Genomic DNA, 17151 nt, shown 5'->3' on the forward strand with positions numbered 1-17151 from the left:
GTTGCGGCAGGGGTCAGGTGCCGGATTTCACCCGGGTCCACAGGCGGGTCAGCAGGCGCTGTTCCTTGGGCCCGAAGGGGGTCACGGTATAGAGATTGTCCAGCGTGGCCTCATCCGGGTAGATGGCGCCGTCGCCGATCACGTCCTCGTTCAGGAAGTCCTGCGAGGCCTTGTTGCCGTTGGCGTAATAGACGTAGTTCGACGCCGCCGCCATGTTCTGGGCATCCATGATGAAGTTCAGGAACTTATGCGCCGCGTCGGGGTTCGGCGCATCCACCGGAATGGCCATCTGGTCGAACCACATCAGCGCCCCTTCCGAGGGGATGTAGTATTCGACGTTGACGCCGTTGTCGGCCTCGGCGGCGCGGTCGCGGGCGATCAGAACGTCACCGGACCAGCCGAAGGCCACGCAGATGTCGCCGTTGGCCAGCGCGTTGATATATTCCGAGCTGTGGAACTTGGTGATGTAGGGGCTGATCGCGCTCAGCACCTCTTCGGCCTTGGCCAGGGCCTCTTCCGACTTGTCGTCGGGGTTGTCCCAACCGGCATAGGTCAGGGCGGCGGGGACGGTTTCGGTGGGGGCGTCCAGCATGTAGATGCCGCACTCTGCCAGTTTCTCGGCATTGGCCGGATCGAAGATCAGCGACAGCGAGTTCTGCGCCACGTCTTCGCCCAGAACCTCGGCCACCTTGTCGACATTCACGCCAATGCCGGTGGTGCCCCACATGTAGTTGATCGAATAGTCGCCGCCCGGGTCATAGACATCGGTGCGGTCCTGGATGACGTCCCACAGGTTTTCGATATTGGGCAGCTTGGACTTGTCCAGCGGCTGGAAGGCGCCCGCCATGATCTGGCGTTGCAGGAAGGTGCCGGTGGGCACCACCACGTCATAGCCCGAGCCGCCAGCCAGCATCTTGGTTTCCAGCAACTCGTTGCTGTCGAAGACGTCATAGACCAGGTCGATCCCGGTTTCGGCCTCGAACTTCTCCAGCAGGCTTTCGTCGATATAGTCGGACCAGTTGTAGACGTGGACCTCTTCGGCCTGGGCCATGCCGGCACCAAGGGCGAGGGTCGCGGCCGTCAGGCCGAGGATGGAACGTTTCATGAATGCACTCCCGTTGTTTCGCCTGGGGTCTTTCGCCCCTTGATCCCCGATTTGATCAAAAGGCCGGGAACCTGGCAACATGTAGATGTTTTCATGGGCGCCCGAGCCGTGCAAGATGGCGCAGAGCACGGGTGGGTCAACGTGAGGTGATTATTTTGCAGGCAGCGGGCACGCAGGGCGGCGCGGGCGGGGCGGTGGCCCCGGGCGACGGGCGGTCGGAGACCGAGAAGCAGGGCGCCGGGCTGCCCGCCCATGAGGTGGTCTATCGCACCCTGCGCGCCCGGGTGCTGTATGGCCAGTTCGAACCGGGCCAGGCGGTGACCATCCAGGGGTTGGTGGCCGAGCTGGGCGCGGGCATGACCCCGGTGCGCGAGGCGCTGCGCCGGCTGATGGCCGAGGGCGCGCTGGAGTTTCAGGGCAACCGCCGCATTTCCGTGCCCCTGCTGGGCGCGGCCGAGATCGAACAGCTGCTGGTCGCCCGCCGCGCGCTGGAACCCGAGCTGGCCCGCCGCGCCTGTGCCCGCATCGCGCCCGAGGACATCGCGGCGATGGAACGGATCGACGCGGCGCTGGATGATTCCATCCGCCGCGGCCATGTGCACGACTACCTGGTCGAGAACCACAAGTTCCATGCCCGGCTGAACGCCGCCGCCGAGGCGCCGATCCTGGCGGGGCTGGTCGAGGGGCTGTGGCTGCGCTTTGGCCCCTCGCTGCGGGTGGTCTGCGGCGCCTTCGGCACCCGCAACCTGCCCGACATGCACAAGGATCTGATCGTCGCCCTGAAAACAGGCGATTCCGAGGGGGCCGCCCGGGCCATGCAGGGCGACCTGGAACAGGGAATGGAGATGATCCTGCGCGCCCTCTGAGGGTCCCCGCGATTCGATTGACAGCGCCGGATTTGATCATATCCTTTGCCCAAGCGCCCCTGACCGGGCGGACAGCCAAGGATATCGTCATGACCAAGATCTCGAACCACCTGCCCACGGCAGAGCTTCAGGCGCTGGACGCGGCGCACCACGTCCACCCCTTCACCACCCAGACCGAACTGGCCGCACGTGGTGCCCGGGTGATCACCGGCGCCGAGGGCTGCTGGCTGACCGACAGCGAGGGGCACAGGATCCTCGACGGCATGGCGGGGCTGTGGTGCGTCAACATCGGCTATGGCCGGGATGAGCTGGCCGAGGTGGCGGCGCGGCAGATGAAGGAACTGCCCTATTACAACACCTTCTTCATGACCACCCACGCCCCGGTCATCGCCCTGTCCAGGAAGCTGGCAGAGCTGGCGCCCGAGGGGCTGAACCAGGTGATGTATTCCTCCTCCGGCTCCGAGGCGAACGATACCAACCTGCGGCTGGTGCGCACCTACTGGGCCGAAAAGGGCAAGCCCGAGAAGCAGATCATCATCTCCCGCTGGAACGCCTATCACGGCTCCTCCGTCGGCTCGGGTTCCTTGGGCGGCATGAAGGGGATGCATATGCAGGGCGGTCTGCCGATCCCCGGCATCCACCATATCGACCAGCCCGACTGGTGGTCCGAAGGCGGCGACATGACCCCCGAGGATTTCGGCCTCGAACGCGCGCAGCAGCTGGAAAAGGCCATCCTGGAGCTGGGCGAGGACAAGGTCGCGGCCTTCATCGCCGAACCCATCCAGGGCGCGGGCGGGGTCATCGTGCCCCCCGCCACCTACTGGCCCGAGATCCAGCGCATCTGCGACAAATACGAGATCCTGCTGATCGCCGACGAGGTGATCTGCGGCTTCGGGCGTACCGGCGCCTGGTTCGGCAGCCAGGCCGTGGGCATCCGCCCCGACATCATGACCATCGCCAAGGGTCTGTCGTCGGGTTACCAGCCGATCGGCGGCTCGATCCTGTCGGACGAGGTGGCCGCGGTGATCGGCGCGACCGAGTTCAACCACGGCTATACCTACTCGGGCCACCCCGTCGCCTCTGCCGTGGCGCTGGAGAACCTGCGCATCCTCGACGAGGAAGGCGTGGTCGAGACCTTCGGCCGCGACATCGCCCCCTATCTGAAGGAAAAGTTCGAGGGCCTGGCCGCGCATCCGATGGTGGGCGAGGCGCAGATCGTCGGCGGCATGGGCTCTCTCGCGCTGACCCCCGAGGCCGAGACCCGCGCCAAGTTCAAGGCCCCCGCGGGCACTGTCGGCTACATGGTCCGCGAGCGCTGCTTCGCCAACAACCTGGTGATGCGCCACGTGGGCGACCGCATGATCATCTCGCCGCCGCTGGTGATCTCGAAGGAAGAGATCGACACGCTGGCAGAGCGCGCCTGGCTGAGCCTGGACGAGGCCATGGAACAGGTGAAAGCCGAGGGGCTGTGGGAGAAGGGGTGAGGGGTTGGACCTTGTCGCTGGAATGAAGAAAGCCCCCGCCGATTGGCGGGGGCTCTTTTTGTGGGGTCTCGTGTCAACCCTCACGCCGACTGCTGATAGCCGCCGTTGTACTCTTCGCTCTTCCGGCGGATCTTGGAATGCTCGACGATGCGCTCGCGGGCCAGGCCGCGGAACTCTTCGATCGAGGCAAAGCCCTTGCGCTCCAGATAGTCGCTCAGATCGTCGCACAGCTCTTGGATCATCTTCACGCCGACGCCGCCGCTGCCTTTCTCTTCCATCGCCGCGGTGCAGATCTGAAGGTTGCCCGCCCCCTGCACGATGAAGTTGAAGGCCTCGTTCCAGCCCTTGATGCCGCCGATGCCGGAAATGGCCCCCTCGGGGTAGGCGCGCGAGATTTCCGAGACCTTTTGCAGCGCCTGGTTCAGGATCGCCAGACCGCCCTGACCGCCGGAAGAGACCAGCCCGTCGACCTCGGCCTCGAACTTCATCGTTTCGGGGTCCATCAGCGGCAGCGAGGGGAAGGTGTTGCACAGCGAGATCGCCGCGGCCCCGGCGGCGTAGGCGGCGCCGGCCGCATCCACCAGGGTGGAGGTCGCGGGCGTCAGCTTCACCCAGATCGGCACGTCCACCTCATCGGTGACGGCGGCCAGGATGTTGCGGATGATGTCCTCGTCATTGGCGATATGGGCGCCCATGTCCTTGCGGTCCATGTGGGGGCAGGACATGTTCAGCTCGATCCCGTCGCAGCCCACGTCGACCACGGCGCGGGCCAGCTTGCGCCAGTTCTGCATCTCTTCCTCGCCATCGGCACCGGCCATGATCGAGGCGATGACCATGCGGTCGGGGTAGGTTTCCTTGATCTCTTTCAGGTCCGGCAGCCACTGTTCCAGCGGCTGGTCCGAGATCAGTTCCCAGTTCCAGGACGAATGCGACACGGTATCGGGCCGCTTCATCCGCGAGACATAGGGCTTTTCCTCGCTGGTGCGCTGGTAGATCGTCTTGGGCCCGGCGACGTTTTCCACCGGGTGCAGGCCGATGGTCTTGGTGACCACGCCACCCCAACCGGCCTCGAAGGCGCGCAGGATCTTGCGTTTGCTTTCCGTCGGCGGGGCCGAGGCAAGGATGAAAGGATTGACGAATTTAAGACCGGTGAACTCGGTCGTCAGATCAACTGGCATGGCGTTTCCCCGTTGTGTTTGATCCTAGGACCGCCATTTTTGACCAAAAAGTCAATTATTTTGCGCGGGCAGCCGGGTGGGGCCGGGGAAATCGCGCCAAAAGCCGGGCAGATGATGGAGAATCGGGCAGGTTTCCCCCGGTCCTGCCTCTTTGGTCGGGGCGATGCGGCGGGCCAAGAGGCCGGGCTGACCCCGGGGGGAACCTTGACCGGCGGGTCAGCGTTCGTCCTGATCCGAAGCCGCAGGACCTTCCCCCGTGACCGATCTGAGCAAGCCGACCCATCCCCATCATGCCGCGACCGTGACGGCGCCCCAGGGTGCCCCGGCCCATGAACCCGACCTGGAGGATCTGGAAGAGAAGCTGCCCTCGACCGCCGCCGCCGTGCATGAGGTGATCCGCCGCGAGGGTGACAAGGAGATGGCCCGGGACGGGCGGGCGCTGATGTGGTCGGCGATCGCCGGGGGAATCACCATGGCCACCTCCTATATGGCGCGGGGGCTGTTGCACGCGCATCTGCCCGATACCGACATCGCCTTTTTGGTGGAATCCATGGGCTATACCCTGGGCTTCATCTTCGTCATCTGCGCCGGGCAGCAGCTGTTCACCGAAAACACCGTGACGCCGGTTCTGCCGGTCATGTCCGATCCGACGCGGCGCAACGTGGCGCGGGTGCTGCGGCTGTGGGGGATCGTGCTGGCGGGCAATACCGCGGGCGGGGCCATTGCCGCGGCGGTGCTGGCCTATATGCCGGTCTTCGACGGGGACACCACGGCGGCCTTTGTCGAGATCGGCCGCCACCTGATCGGCAAGCCCGCGCCCGAGATGTTCGCGGGCGGGGTGATCTCTGGCTGGCTGATCGCCACGCTGGTCTGGGCCATGGCCGCCTCGCCGCAGGCGCGGCTACCGCTGATCTTCCTGGCCACCTGGCTGGTGTCGGTGGGGGATTTCCCCCATGTCATCGCGGGCACGACCGAGGTTCTCTACCTGGTCTTCCTGGGCCAGGCGGGGCTGGGCGCGGCGGTGCTGGAATTCTGGCTGCCCACGCTTTTGGGCAACGTCATCGGCGGCACCTTCATCTTTGCCCTGATCGCCCATGCCCAGGTGCGCGCCGATGTCGAGGACAAGGTCAGCCCGCGCAACCGCTGATCTCTTCCGTGGGAGGGCCCCTTGCACCTGCCGCCCCGGGGGCGCATCACCGGGGCACAGGACAGGCCAGACGGAGGGCATCAGATGCACGGTGAATACAAGGTTGTGGGCGGCAAGATGGTGGTCGCCGATCTGGAGGTCCGCGAGGGCAAGTTGGCCGATGTGCGGATCTCGGGGGATTTCTTCCTCGAACCCGCCGAGGCGCTGACCGACATCACCGCCGCGCTGGAGGGGCTGCCCGCCGCCTCGACCAGCGAAGAGATCATCACCGCGCTGGATCAGGGCATCCCCGCCGGCACCGCCCTGGTGGGCTTCAGCGTCGAGGCGATCGCCATCGCCGTGCGCCGCGCCCTGGGGGTGGCCAAGTCCTGGCGCGATTTCGAATGGCAGGTGATCGACACCGAGCCGATGGCGCCTGCCATGCACCTGGCGCTGGACGACATCCTGGCCCGCGACGTGGCGGCGGGCAAACGCCCGCCCACCCTGCGCTTCTGGCAATGGGACCGCCCGGCGATCATCATCGGCAACTTCCAGTCGCTGAAGAACGAGGTCGACCTGGAGGCCTGCGAGCGCCTGGGCGTGCAGGTGGTGCGCCGGGTGACGGGGGGCGGTGCGATGTTCGTCGAGCCGGGCTCGGCCATCACCTATTCCCTTTACGCCCCCGCCGAACTGGTGGGCGACATGGATTTCGCCGCCTCCTATGCCTTCCTCGACAATTGGGCGCTGGAGGGGCTGAAGGGGGTCGGCATCGACGCCTTCTACAAGCCGCTGAATGACATCGCCTCGCCCAAGGGCAAGATCGGCGGCGCGGCGCAGAAACGCTATGCCGGGGGGATGGTGCTGCACCATGCCACCCTGTCCTACGACATGGACGCGGCCAAGATGATGCAGGTGCTGCGGATCGGGCGGGAAAAGATCTCGGACAAGGGCATCGCCTCGGCGGCCAAGCGGGTGGACCCGGTGCGCAGCCAGACCGGCCTGCCGCGCGAAGAGGTGATCGCGCGGATGATCGGCACCTTCCAGACGATGTACGGCGCCACCCCCGGCGCGCTGAGCGCCGACGAGCTGACCCGCGCCCGCGCCCTGGCCGCCGAGCAGTTCGAGACCGAGGCCTGGCTGACCCGCGTGCCCTGAGGGCGGGGCAGCGGACGGTGGGGTGCCCCCCACCCTACGGGCGCCTTCGCGGTTTCCTCTGGCCGCGCGGCGGGGCATGATCGCGGCGCAAGAGGAGACCTGCCCATGACCCTGCGTGACCGCCTGACCGCCCCCGACGCCCGCCTGCGCGGCATTTTCCAGGATCTGCCCAGCCCGGCGGTGACAGAGGTGCTGTGCCTGGCCGGGGTCGATTTCCTCTGTGCCGACAGCGAGCATTCCAGTTTCCGGGGCGAGCTGCTGTCTAACGTGCTGCGCGCCGCGGGTTGTCAGGGCGTGCCGGTGCTGGTGCGGGTGGCCGATGCCCTGCCGCATCTGATCGCCGAGGCGCTGGATGCCGGCGCCGCGGGCGTCATGGTGCCGCGCGTCAGCGATGCCGCCACCGCCCGCGCCTGCGTCGCCGCCGCGCGGTTCCCGCCCGAGGGCGTGCGCGGCGCCGGGCCGGGGCGCGGGGCGGGCTATGGCTATCGCATGACGCAGGTCATCGAGGCGCCCGCGCCGCTGATCGGGGTGCAGGTGGAAACCCTGGGCGCGCTTGACAGCCTGGAGGAGATCCTGGCGATCGAGGGGCTGGATTACCTGATGATCGGCCCGGCGGATCTGGGCCTCGCGCTGCGCGCCGGGCGGCCCGATCTGTCGCTTGAGGCCGCCATCGACCAGGTGCGCCGCGCCTGCGCCTCCGCCCATATGCCGCTGGGGATCTTCGCCGCCGACCGGGCGGCGGGGGATGCGGCGCTTGATTGGGCGCAGTTCGTCTTGCAGGGCACCGATGCCATGCTGCTGGCCGCCGCCACCGAGGCCGCCTTCGCCTGACCCCGTAGGGCGGGGATTCCCCCCGCCGTCCTAGGCCCCGATGCGTTACCGCCCGGCGCTCAGATCCACCGGAATGGTCACCGTCGCGGCATAGCCCATCTCGGCCCCGCCGCGCATCGCCAGGGTCTGCTGTGCCAGTTGCGCCGGGCTGTTGTTGCGAAAGATACTGTCGCGCGCCAGGGGGATCCCGGCCAGGTTGCGCAGCGCCCCGGGATAGCGCGCCGCCTGGGTTTGATAGACCTCTGTCACCTCGGCCTCGGGAAAAGCCAGCTGCGCCGTCAGCCGCGAGGCGCGCCCGGTGATCGCCGCCTCGGGGCTGTCGAAGAGCTCGAAATGGATATGCGGCCAGCGGCGCGGATAGCAGCCCGGAATGATGGTGGTGAACCGCACCCGCCCCTGGGCATCGGCCACGCCCAGCCCGCGCAGCCAGTTGGCCTCGGGGGTGTTATAAAGCGAATAGCGCCCGGCGCCGTCGCAATGCCAGATGTAGATCGCATGACCCGCCAGAGGGGTGCAGCCCCGGGCGTCCGCCAAATGCATCTCCAGCTCCAGCGGCACGCCCTCGGCCTGGCCGGTGAAGGCGCCGAAGGACGCGGTGATGTCACGGCGCAGGATGCCCTGCTGGGCCAGGGCGTTCACCGTCTGCCCGGCGCGGGCATTGGTGCCATCGGCGGGAAAGGGCCCGGCGGTTTCCCAGGGTAGCGCGACGGTGCAGGTCGCAGCCGCGGCCGGTAGCGCCGTGGCCCCCAGGCCCAGCCCGCCCAGTATGGTCAGCAGGCGGCGGCGGTCCATCAGGCGCGGCAGGTCGCGGGCCAGGCCATGCACGGGGCCATGTTCTGGGCCATGCTCTGGGTCGTGTCCCGCATGACGCGGGGAGAGGGGGTGGGCATCGGTCATGGGCGGGGCTCCTGTCTCGGGCGGCCAGATGCCGCCGCACCAGGATCAACCGCCCCGAAGGGCGCTTGGCCAGCCCACGGGTCGTCACAGCTGCGCGAGCGGGCGGCAGGCGGCGCATCGGCGCGCCTGCCGCAGCGCGGCTGCCTAGAGCTGCGCCAGGTAGTCGGTGACCAGGGCCTTCAGCTCCAGCCCCTCGACGGTCTCGAAGACCAGATCGGTGGTGCCCAGATAGGTCTCCTGGTTCATCGCCGACCAGCCGTTCATCGCCAGGCGGTAGGTGGCGCTGTCGTCCAGATCCAGGTCGGCCACATGCATGTAATCGCCGGTGCGCGCGTCCAGATCGGCGGCGCGGAACTGGTTCGCAAGGGTCAGGATCTCGCGCAGACGGGCGCCGGTGACCTCGGTGACCGAAATGCCGCCGCCGAAGCGCACGAAGGCGTCAAAGTCGTATTTCGTCAGCGGCCCGGCGGCCAGGGGGGCGCCAAAGGTGGTATGGCCCAGCATGGCCACATCGGCCTGGGCGGCGGCGCGCACGGCCTCGGCGGCCAGCAGGATAGAGCCGTGGATGTCCAGGCTTTCGGGGATCTGGGCGATCACCGCGCTGTCCTCGGGCGACAGGTGGGTGGCCTTCAGATCCTCGATCAGACCCAGAAGGGTGGCGTCGCCGCCCCCTGCCGCCACCGGCAGGGCGCGGTAATCGGCACGGATCGCGCCGCCGTCCCGGCGCAGGGTGACGACGCCCAGCTCGGTCCCCCAGCAGGCGCCGTGGAAATAGGTGACATGGTCGACATCCATGTCGAAGCTCAGGTGGTCATGGCCACCCTGCATCACGGTGCCCTCGGGCAGGCTGTCGATATAGGCCTTGTCAGGGGTGACGCCCGCATGGGTCATGATGACGGCCAGGTCGGTGCCCTCGGTGGCCGGGCCGAAACCGGCGGCGACGGTGTCGGGCGCCTCGGTGAAACCCAGGGTCTCGCGGGTTTCCTTGGGATAGGTGAAGGGGGCGGTGACCCCCAGACCCATGACGCCCAGGGTCAGCCCGCCCAGCTTCAGCCGGGTGGCGGGATCGGCAAAGCCCGCGCCGCTGCGGGTGTCCGTCAGGTTCGAGATCACGGTGACCCCGGCGTCGCGGGCCAGGCGCACGGTCTCGGCCATGTCGAGGGTGAAGTCGGGCTCGTGATTCCCGAGGTTCAGGATCACCGGCATCTCGGCGGCCAGGGCCGCGACAAAGGCCCAGTCGGCCGCCCCGCCCGAGCGCAGGCCGACCACGTTGCCGGTCTCGAAAAGATCCCCGTTGATCAGCACGGCGGCGGGCAGGCCAGCGGCGTCACGCTCGGCGCGGATCATCTCCAGCAGCTTGGGCAGGCGGGCATAGGCGCAATGCAGATCGGCCAGGGTGAAGAGCAGCGCCGCTGCGCCCTCGGTCTGGGCGCGGGCGGCAAGCGGCAGGGCGGCCAGCGCGGCAGAGGCGGCGGCGCCTTGCAGCATCAGGCGGCGGTTGAGGGCGAAGGTGGCGTGAAAGCTCATGTCCGGCATCCTTGGCAAGGGAGGGGGAGAGGCGGCGCGCGGGCCGTCATCGCCGCCTGCCTAGGCCCCGATGATGACGCCCGCGTGACGGGGGTGCCTCGGCGCGCGATACGTAGAGGGGGCGGGGGCTCTGCCCCCCTTGAGCCTGCGGCTCAATTCCCCCCGGGATATTTTTGGCCAACAAATAGAGAGGGGGGAGGCACAGCAAAGCCCGGGCGGCGGCGCCCGGCTGAAAAGTCCGCCAACGGGGTCATCCGCGCCCGTTGCCCGACTTTGCAGCCGGGGGGCGGTCGATGCTTTCGGGTGCCCCCCTACCTTTCTCATTGCCAAAAATATCCCCGCCGGAGGCATCGCCCGGCACGGGCGATAAACGGCGCGGGATCCAAGGCAAAGGGCCCTCCGCTTGCGCGGGGGCCCTTCGGGGTGTCTGGCGATGGCGGCCCGGCTTAGGCGCGGACCAGCTTCTCGTAGGTTTCGACCATGTCCTTGGCTAGGGCGCCCACCTCGAAGGTGTAGTCGCCGATCTGGCCCACCGGGGTCACTTCGGCGGCGGTGCCGGTCAGCCAGCACTGCTCGAAGCCTTCCAGTTCGTAGGGCTCGATATGGCGTTCGTAGACCTTGATGCCCTTCTGCTTCAGCAGGTCGATCACCGTCTGGCGGGTGATGCCGTTGAGGAAGCAATCGGGCAGGGGCGTATGCACCTCGCCGTCCTTGACGAAGAAGATGTTGGCGCCGGTCGCCTCGGCCACGTAGCCGCGGTAATCCATGAAGAGCGCATCCGAGCAGCCCTTGGCCTCGGCCGCGTGTTTGGACATGGTGCAGATCATGTAGAGACCGGCGGCCTTGGCGTGCACGGGGATGGTTTCGGGCGAGGGGCGCTTCCACTTGGCGATGTCGAGCTTGGCGCCCTTCATCTTGGCGTCACCATAGTAGTTGCCCCATTCCCAACCGGCGACGGCCAGGCGCACGGGGTTCCTCATCGAGCTGACGCCCATGTCTTCACCCGCCCCGCGCCAGGCCACCGCGCGCACGTAGGCGTCGGTCCAGCCGTTGGCCTTCAGCATGGCGTATTTCGCCGCCTCGATCTCTTCTACCGAGTAGGGGATCTCGAAATCCAGCAGATTGGCGGATTTCTTGAGCCGTTCGGAATGCTCCACCCCCTTGAAGATCTTGCCGTTGTAGCAGCGTTCACCTTCGAAGACGGAGGAGGCGTAATGCAGCGCATGGGTCAGCAGGTGTACGTTGGCATCGCGCCAGTCCACCAGTTTCCCATCCATCCAGATCTTGCCGTCGCGGTCTTCATAGCTGGACATCGCGAACCTCCTGACATCAGATTTTTTCCATATGTTGCGTCGAAATGGTCCGCATCGGACATAAAATTTCGTCGCAGCATGGCACAGGTAACTTTTGATTCTTGGAATGTCAACAAGTCTGACGTAGTTTCGCCCAAGGTAGCCTGGCCCCCCGAGGGGATCAGCTGCGAACAGGCGGGGCCGGGCGGGGCGGCGGGTGTCTTGGCTAAACGCGCCGGACCGCCTATCGTCGCGCCCGTATCGGTGAGGGAGACACAATGTCGGAAGGTCAGGTCGGGGACTCGCTGCTGTTTCTGACGGATGAGCAGCTGCGCCAGGGCATCGAGGCGATGTTCTTTGCCTATCGGGGGTTTACCGCCGGTCCCGACCACCTGCTGGAGGGGACGGGATATGGCCGTGCGCATCACCGGGCGCTGCATTTCATCGCCCGGGCGCCGGGGATGAACGTCAACCGCCTGCTGGCGATCCTGGGTGTTACCAAGCAAAGCCTGAACCGGGTTCTGCGTACCCTGATTGCCGATGAGATGGTGGAAAGCCGCATTGGCCGCGCCGACAAGCGCGAGCGCCATCTGTACCTGACCGAGAAGGGCGCGGCGCTGGAGGGGCAGCTGTCGGAGGCGCAGCGCAAGTGGATGCGCGACGCCTACCGCAAGGCCGGGCCCGACGCCGTGGCCGGGTTCCGCCAGGTGCTGGAGGCGCTGATGGATGGCGAGATCCGCAAATCCTACAACGCCCTGCGCGAGGCCGGCGCATGAGCGACCCGGATCCGCACCTGCTGATCGTCGATGATGACGAGCGCATCCGCGACCTGCTGGCGCGGTTCCTCAAGCGCAACGGGTTCCTGATCTCGACCGCCCGCGATGCTGCTCATGCCCGGCGCCTTCTGGCGGGGCTAGAGTTCGATCTGATCGTGCTGGACGTGATGATGCCGGGCGAGGATGGAATCACCCTGACCGAAAGTCTGCGCGCGGGGGGCTTGCGCACGCCCGTCCTGCTGCTGACGGCCCGGGGCGAGACCGAAGACCGCATTCGCGGGCTGGAGGCCGGGGCGGATGATTACCTGGTCAAACCCTTCGAGCCGCGCGAGCTGCTGTTGCGGATCAACGCCATTTTGCGCCGGGTGCCCGATGTGCCGGTGCAGCGGGTGCTGCCCAAGGTGCTGCATCTGGGCGAGGTGCGTTACGACATCGACCGGGGCGAGCTGTGGGCCGGGGATCAGCCGGTGCGGCTGACCGCCACCGAGGTGCAGTTGATGCGCATCTTCTCGGCCCACCCGGGCGAGCCCCTGTCGCGGCTGCAACTGGTCGAAGAGCTGGGCCGGGGCGGGTCGGGCGATCAGGGCGGGGCGCAGGAACGCGCCGTCGACGTGCAGATCACCCGGCTGCGGCGCAAGATCGAGGCCGACCCGAAGCAGCCCCGCTATCTGCAAACCATCCGCGGCGCGGGCTACATGCTGGCGCCGGACTGATCCGGCGCTGCGCGGCGGGGCGCTAGTCGGCCAGCAGGGCGCGCAGGTCTTCGAACATCGCCTCGGACAGGGCCAGGGTGTGGCGGATGCGCGGCCCCGGCATGTCGGGATGTTCCACCCTCACCAGCAATTCGTGACACAGGAAAAACGGCAGATCGCCGGTCAGCTCGGCCTCGGTCAGGGCAAAGGCCCGGGCGAAGGCCTCGACCCCGCCCGCATCCACGCCAAAGCGGCGCCGCCCCGAGGGCAGCATCCCGCGCCGTGCCGCATGGACCAGGAAACGCGCCATGTCGCGGTAGATCGGCGCCCGGGTCGAGGCGCCGAGATCAATCCCCCAGGTCACGCCGCCCGCGTCGCGCATCAGGTTGTTGGGGTGAAAATCCCCATGGCCCAGGGCGCTGCGCCAGGTCGTGACGGGGCGCAGGCGGCGCGACAGGGCGTGCATCTTTTGCAGCACCCGCGCCTCGATTGGCCTTAGCCGGTCATGGGGCTGACGCGCCACACCCGCCTCGGCCCATTTGCGCCAGGGGCCCCGGTTCACCGGGCGATCCTCCAGCGTGGGCGCGGCATGGGCGGCCAGCCAGCCTGCGCCGCTGTCCTGCAAGGCGGGGCGGTTGGGCTTTTCGGCCTGCCACAGCGCATCCAGCAGCGGCGTGCCGCTGACGGCCTCGGTCGCGGCCACCCGGTCGCCCGCGATCAGGCGGATCGGTTCGGGGACCCGGTAGGGGCCGGCCTGCATATAGCCATGCACGCGGGTCTGTTCGTCGTGGCGGCTGCGGAACTCGGCCGCCTCGGCGGGATCAAGGGCCAGGTGAAAGATCACCCGTCGCCCCAGCCACTGCCCGGCAAAGACCGCGCGGCGCCCGGGCACCAGGCGCAGGATCGCCTCCGGGGCCGCGTCCAGCCCCGCCAGCAGGTCCTCCAGCGTACCTGCGGCGCGGGCAGCCATGGCGGGGTCGGCCTGGGCGGTGTTTTCCAGCAGCGCGTTCATGGGCGCCATCCTGCGCCTCTCCGCCGGGGGGCGTCAACGCGCCAGAAGCCGAATTGAACCGCCCGAGAGAGGGCGGTAAGGTGCGCGCGAACGCTGCCCACAGGAGCCCGAGATGAGCGAGACCCCGATCGCCGAGATGTCCTTCGAAGCCGCGATGAAAGAGCTGGAAGCCGTCGTTGGCCAGCTGGAACGTGGCGATGTCGAGCTGGAGGCCTCGATCAAGCTGTATGAGCGTGGCGCCGACCTGAAGAAGCATTGCGAGACCAAGCTGAAAGAGGCCGAGGAAAAGGTCGCGGCCATCACCCTGGACGGCGAGGGCAACCCCGCCGGGCTGAAGCCGGTCGAAGGGCTCTGATCTTGTTCCAGGACGCTCTGGCCGAGGCGGCCACCGCCGTTTCCGACCATCTGACCGAGGTGCTGGCCCCCTTCGAGGGCGAGCTGGGCGCGGCCATGCGCTATGCCTGCGGTGGCGGCAAACGGCTGCGGGCCTTCCTGGTGATCGAAGGGGCGCGCCTGCATGGCGTGGGCCGCGCGCCTGCCCTGGACGCGGCGGCGGCGATCGAGGCGGTTCATGCCTATTCGCTGGTGCATGACGACATGCCCTGCATGGATGACGACGACCTGCGGCGCGGGCTGCCCACCGTCCATGTGAAATGGGACGAGGCCATGGCCGTGCTGACCGGCGATGCCCTTCAGGCTTTGGCCTTTGACCTGCTGTCGGATGCCGATCTGCCCGATCTGGCACGGCTGAACCTGCTGCGCGGGCTGTCGCGGGCCGCAGGCGGGCGCGGCATGGTCCTGGGCCAGGTACTGGACATTGCCGCCGAAACCGCCGCCACGCCGCTGACCCTGGATCAGATCAAGCGCTTGCAGGCGCTGAAGACCGGCGTGCTGTTCGAATGGTCGGCCACGGCGGGGGCCGTCATGGCGGGCGCCGATCCCACGCCGCTGGCCCGCTATGCCGCCGCCTTCGGCCTGGCCTTCCAGATCGCCGATGACATCCTGGACGTCGAAGGGGACGAGGCGCAGACCGGCAAACGCGTCGGCAAGGACGCCGCTGCGGGCAAGGCCACCTTCGTCTCGCTGATGGGTCTGGAGGGGGCGCGCGCCGAGGCGCAGCACCTTGTCACCTTGGCCTGCGACGCCCTGGCCCCATATGGTGAGGCAGCCGGGAACTTGCGGGAGGCCGCCCGCTTCGTTATCTCGCGCCAAAGCTGAACGCGCGGGGCCTCTGCCCCGATCCCCGCCCGAGCCCGAAAGCCAGACCATGACCCAGATCCCCGAGACCCCGCTTCTTGATCGCGTCGTCACGCCCTCGGACATGAAGGGCCTGTCGGATGCCGAGCTGCGGCGCCTGGCCAATGAGTTGCGCGCCGAGACCATCGCCGCCGTCAGCGAGACCGGCGGCCACCTGGGCGCCGGGCTGGGCGTGGTGGAACTGACCGTGGCGCTGCACGCCATCTTCGAGGCGCCGCGCGACAAGATCATCTGGGACGTCAGCCACCAAAGCTATCCGCACAAGATCCTGACCGGGCGCCGCGACCGCATCCGCACCCTGCGCCAGAAGGACGGGCTGTCGGGCTTCACCAAGCGATCGGAAAGCCCCTATGACCCCTTCGGCGCGGCCCATAGCTCGACCTCGATCAGCGCCGCCCTGGGCTTTGCCGTGGCGCGCGACCTGGGCGGCCAGGTGCCCGAGGGGCTGGGCGATGCCATCGCGGTGATCGGCGACGGCGCCATGTCGGCGGGCATGGCCTTCGAGGCGATGAACAACGCGGGCCATTTGAAAAAGCGGATGATCGTCATCCTGAACGACAACGAGATGTCCATCGCCCCGCCCGTGGGTGCCCTGTCGAACTACCTGTCGCGCCTCTATGCGGGCGACCCGTTCCAAAGCTTCAAGGAGGCGGCCAAGGGCGCGGTCTCGATGCTGCCGCCGCCCTTCCAGGAAGGCGCCAAGCGGGCCAAGGAAATGCTGAAGGGGATGGCCGTGGGCGGGACCCTCTTCGAGGAGCTGGGGTTCAGCTATATCGGGCCGCTGGATGGCCATGACATGAACCAGCTGCTGCCGGTGCTGCGCACGGTGAAGGCCCGCGCCGACGGGCCGGTGCTGATCCATGTGGTGACGCAAAAGGGCAAGGGCTATGCCCCCGCCGAACGGGCCAGCGACCGGGGCCATGCCACGGCGAAATTCGACGTGGTCTCGGGCAAGCAGAAGAAATCCCCCTCGAACGCCCCCAGCTACACCTCCGTTTTCGGCGAGGAACTGGTGCGCCTGGCCGCTGAAGACAGCCGTATCTGCGCGGTGACCGCCGCCATGCCCGATGGGACGGGGTTGCAGCTGATGGCCGAACGCTTCCCCTCGCGCACCTTCGACGTAGGCATCGCCGAACAGCACGGGGTCACCTTCTCGGCCGCCCTGGCGGCGGGGGGGCTGCGGCCCTTCTGCGCGATGTATTCGACCTTCCTGCAACGGGGCTACGACCAGGTGGTGCATGACGTGGCGATCCAGCGCCTGCCGGTGCGTTTCGCCATCGACCGCGCCGGTCTGGTGGGCGCCGATGGTGCCACCCACGCGGGCAGTTTCGACGTGGCCTTCATGGCCAACCTGCCGGGCATGGTGGTCATGGCCGCCGCCGACGAGGCCGAGCTGAAACACATGGTCGCCACCGCCGCCGCCCATGACGAGGGCCCCATTGCCTTCCGCTATCCGCGCGGCGAGGGGGTGGGCGTCGAGATGCCCGCCAAGGGCGTCCCGCTGGAGATCGGGAAGGGCCGGATGATCCGGGAAGGCGGGCGCGTGGCGCTTTTGTCCTTCGGCGCCCGGCTGAAAGAGGTGCAAGAGGCCGCCGACGCCCTGACCGCGCGCGGCATCGCCCCCACCGTGGCCGACGCCCGTTTCGCCAAACCGCTGGACCGCGATCTGATCCTGCGCCTGGCGGCAGAGCATGAGGCGCTGATCACCATCGAGGAAGGCGCCGTGGGCGGTTTCGGCAGCCATGTGGCGCAGCTGCTGGCGGACGAGGGGGTCTTTGACAAGGGTCTGAAATACCGCTCGATGGTGCTGCCCGATACCTTCATCGACCAGTCCAGCCCCGCCGACATGTACGCCACCGCCGGCCTGAACGCCGAGGACATCGAGGCCAAGGTTCTGGACGTGCTGGGGGTCGAGAGGCTGGGCAAACGCGCCGGCGTCTGACGCCCGACGGG

The 17151-nt window shown here is 67.9% G+C and carries 16 protein-coding genes; 10 read left to right on the forward strand and 6 right to left on the reverse strand.

The genetic code is table 11. From position 1 onward, the window contains the following. Positions 1-13: 13 nt before the first annotated feature. On the reverse strand, positions 14-1105 hold the full coding sequence (locus tag ACRARE_RS06325) for a polyamine ABC transporter substrate-binding protein (RefSeq protein ID WP_432655563.1): 1092 nt from the start codon (positions 1103-1105) through the stop codon (positions 14-16). Between the two features lie 194 nt (positions 1106-1299). Between ACRARE_RS06325 and ACRARE_RS06330 the strand changes: the two genes are divergently transcribed. Both ACRARE_RS06330 and ACRARE_RS06335 read left to right on the forward strand, forming a co-directional pair. Then, positions 1300-1971: a GntR family transcriptional regulator gene (locus tag ACRARE_RS06330; RefSeq protein ID WP_432655660.1), complete on the forward strand. Its 672-nt coding sequence runs from the start codon at positions 1300-1302 to the stop codon at positions 1969-1971. An 89-nt stretch (positions 1972-2060) separates the two neighbouring features. Then, positions 2061-3455, forward strand: coding sequence for an aspartate aminotransferase family protein (locus tag ACRARE_RS06335; RefSeq protein ID WP_432655564.1), 1395 nt, complete (start codon positions 2061-2063; stop codon positions 3453-3455). 80 nt (positions 3456-3535) lie between these two features. Here ACRARE_RS06335 and ACRARE_RS06340 read toward each other — a convergent pair whose 3' ends face one another. Then, positions 3536-4633, reverse strand: coding sequence for a tRNA-dihydrouridine synthase (locus ACRARE_RS06340; protein ID WP_432655565.1), 1098 nt, complete (start codon positions 4631-4633; stop codon positions 3536-3538). A 256-nt stretch (positions 4634-4889) separates the two neighbouring features. Between ACRARE_RS06340 and ACRARE_RS06345 the strand changes: the two genes are divergently transcribed. The 3 genes from ACRARE_RS06345 (at position 4890) to ACRARE_RS06355 (ending at position 7745) form a co-directional block, all read left to right on the forward strand. Then, positions 4890-5780: a formate/nitrite transporter family protein gene (locus ACRARE_RS06345; protein ID WP_432655566.1), complete on the forward strand. Its 891-nt coding sequence runs from the start codon at positions 4890-4892 to the stop codon at positions 5778-5780. 84 nt (positions 5781-5864) lie between these two features. Continuing rightward, positions 5865-6914 (forward strand): lipoate-protein ligase LplAB, encoded by a 1050-nt coding sequence (gene lplAB, locus ACRARE_RS06350; protein WP_432655567.1) that lies wholly within the window; start codon positions 5865-5867, stop codon positions 6912-6914. Positions 6915-7019: 105 nt separating this feature from the next. Beyond that, positions 7020-7745 (forward strand): aldolase/citrate lyase family protein, encoded by a 726-nt coding sequence (locus tag ACRARE_RS06355; RefSeq protein ID WP_432655568.1) that lies wholly within the window; start codon positions 7020-7022, stop codon positions 7743-7745. Between the two features lie 45 nt (positions 7746-7790). On the opposite strand, the gene ACRARE_RS06360 is transcribed toward ACRARE_RS06355, so the two are convergent. The 3 genes from ACRARE_RS06360 to ACRARE_RS06370 all read right to left on the reverse strand — a co-directional run bounded on the left by ACRARE_RS06360 (position 7791) and on the right by ACRARE_RS06370 (position 11482). Beyond that, positions 7791-8642, reverse strand: a complete 852-nt coding sequence (locus ACRARE_RS06360; RefSeq protein WP_432655569.1) for a dioxygenase family protein — start codon at positions 8640-8642, stop codon at positions 7791-7793. Between the two features lie 144 nt (positions 8643-8786). Further along, positions 8787-10169: a 5'-nucleotidase C-terminal domain-containing protein gene (locus ACRARE_RS06365; protein ID WP_432655570.1), complete on the reverse strand. Its 1383-nt coding sequence runs from the start codon at positions 10167-10169 to the stop codon at positions 8787-8789. Positions 10170-10615: 446 nt separating this feature from the next. Further along, positions 10616-11482, reverse strand: a complete 867-nt coding sequence (locus tag ACRARE_RS06370) for a branched-chain amino acid aminotransferase (RefSeq protein WP_432655571.1) — start codon at positions 11480-11482, stop codon at positions 10616-10618. Between the two features lie 257 nt (positions 11483-11739). Here ACRARE_RS06370 and ACRARE_RS06375 point away from each other — a divergent pair, with 257 nt between their 5' ends. Continuing rightward, complete coding sequence (locus ACRARE_RS06375) at positions 11740-12237, forward strand: MarR family winged helix-turn-helix transcriptional regulator (protein WP_432655572.1); 498 nt, start codon at positions 11740-11742, stop codon at positions 12235-12237. Then, positions 12234-12950 (forward strand): response regulator, encoded by a 717-nt coding sequence (locus tag ACRARE_RS06380; protein ID WP_432655573.1) that lies wholly within the window; start codon positions 12234-12236, stop codon positions 12948-12950. Before ACRARE_RS06375 ends, ACRARE_RS06380 begins: the two co-directional genes overlap by 4 nt. Before the next feature lie 22 nt (positions 12951-12972). Here ACRARE_RS06380 and ACRARE_RS06385 read toward each other — a convergent pair whose 3' ends face one another. Next, positions 12973-13941: a phosphotransferase gene (locus ACRARE_RS06385; RefSeq protein WP_432655574.1), complete on the reverse strand. Its 969-nt coding sequence runs from the start codon at positions 13939-13941 to the stop codon at positions 12973-12975. A 112-nt stretch (positions 13942-14053) separates the two neighbouring features. On the opposite strand from ACRARE_RS06385, the gene ACRARE_RS06390 reads away from it, so the two are divergent. Genes ACRARE_RS06390 through dxs form a run of 3 tightly spaced genes read left to right on the forward strand, consistent with a single transcriptional unit; the run spans position 14054 to position 17140 of the window. Next, positions 14054-14296, forward strand: coding sequence for an exodeoxyribonuclease VII small subunit (locus tag ACRARE_RS06390; RefSeq protein WP_432655575.1), 243 nt, complete (start codon positions 14054-14056; stop codon positions 14294-14296). Next, on the forward strand, positions 14296-15159 hold the full coding sequence (locus tag ACRARE_RS06395) for a polyprenyl synthetase family protein (protein ID WP_432655661.1): 864 nt from the start codon (positions 14296-14298) through the stop codon (positions 15157-15159). The genes ACRARE_RS06390 and ACRARE_RS06395 overlap by 1 nt, the downstream gene beginning before the upstream one ends. 49 nt (positions 15160-15208) lie before the next feature. Continuing rightward, on the forward strand, positions 15209-17140 hold the full coding sequence (gene dxs / locus ACRARE_RS06400) for a 1-deoxy-D-xylulose-5-phosphate synthase (protein ID WP_432655576.1): 1932 nt from the start codon (positions 15209-15211) through the stop codon (positions 17138-17140). Positions 17141-17151 lie beyond the last annotated feature (11 nt).

The sequence above is a fragment of the Pseudooceanicola aquaeponti genome (assembly GCF_050897975.1).
Classification (GTDB): domain Bacteria; phylum Pseudomonadota; class Alphaproteobacteria; order Rhodobacterales; family Rhodobacteraceae; genus Pseudooceanicola.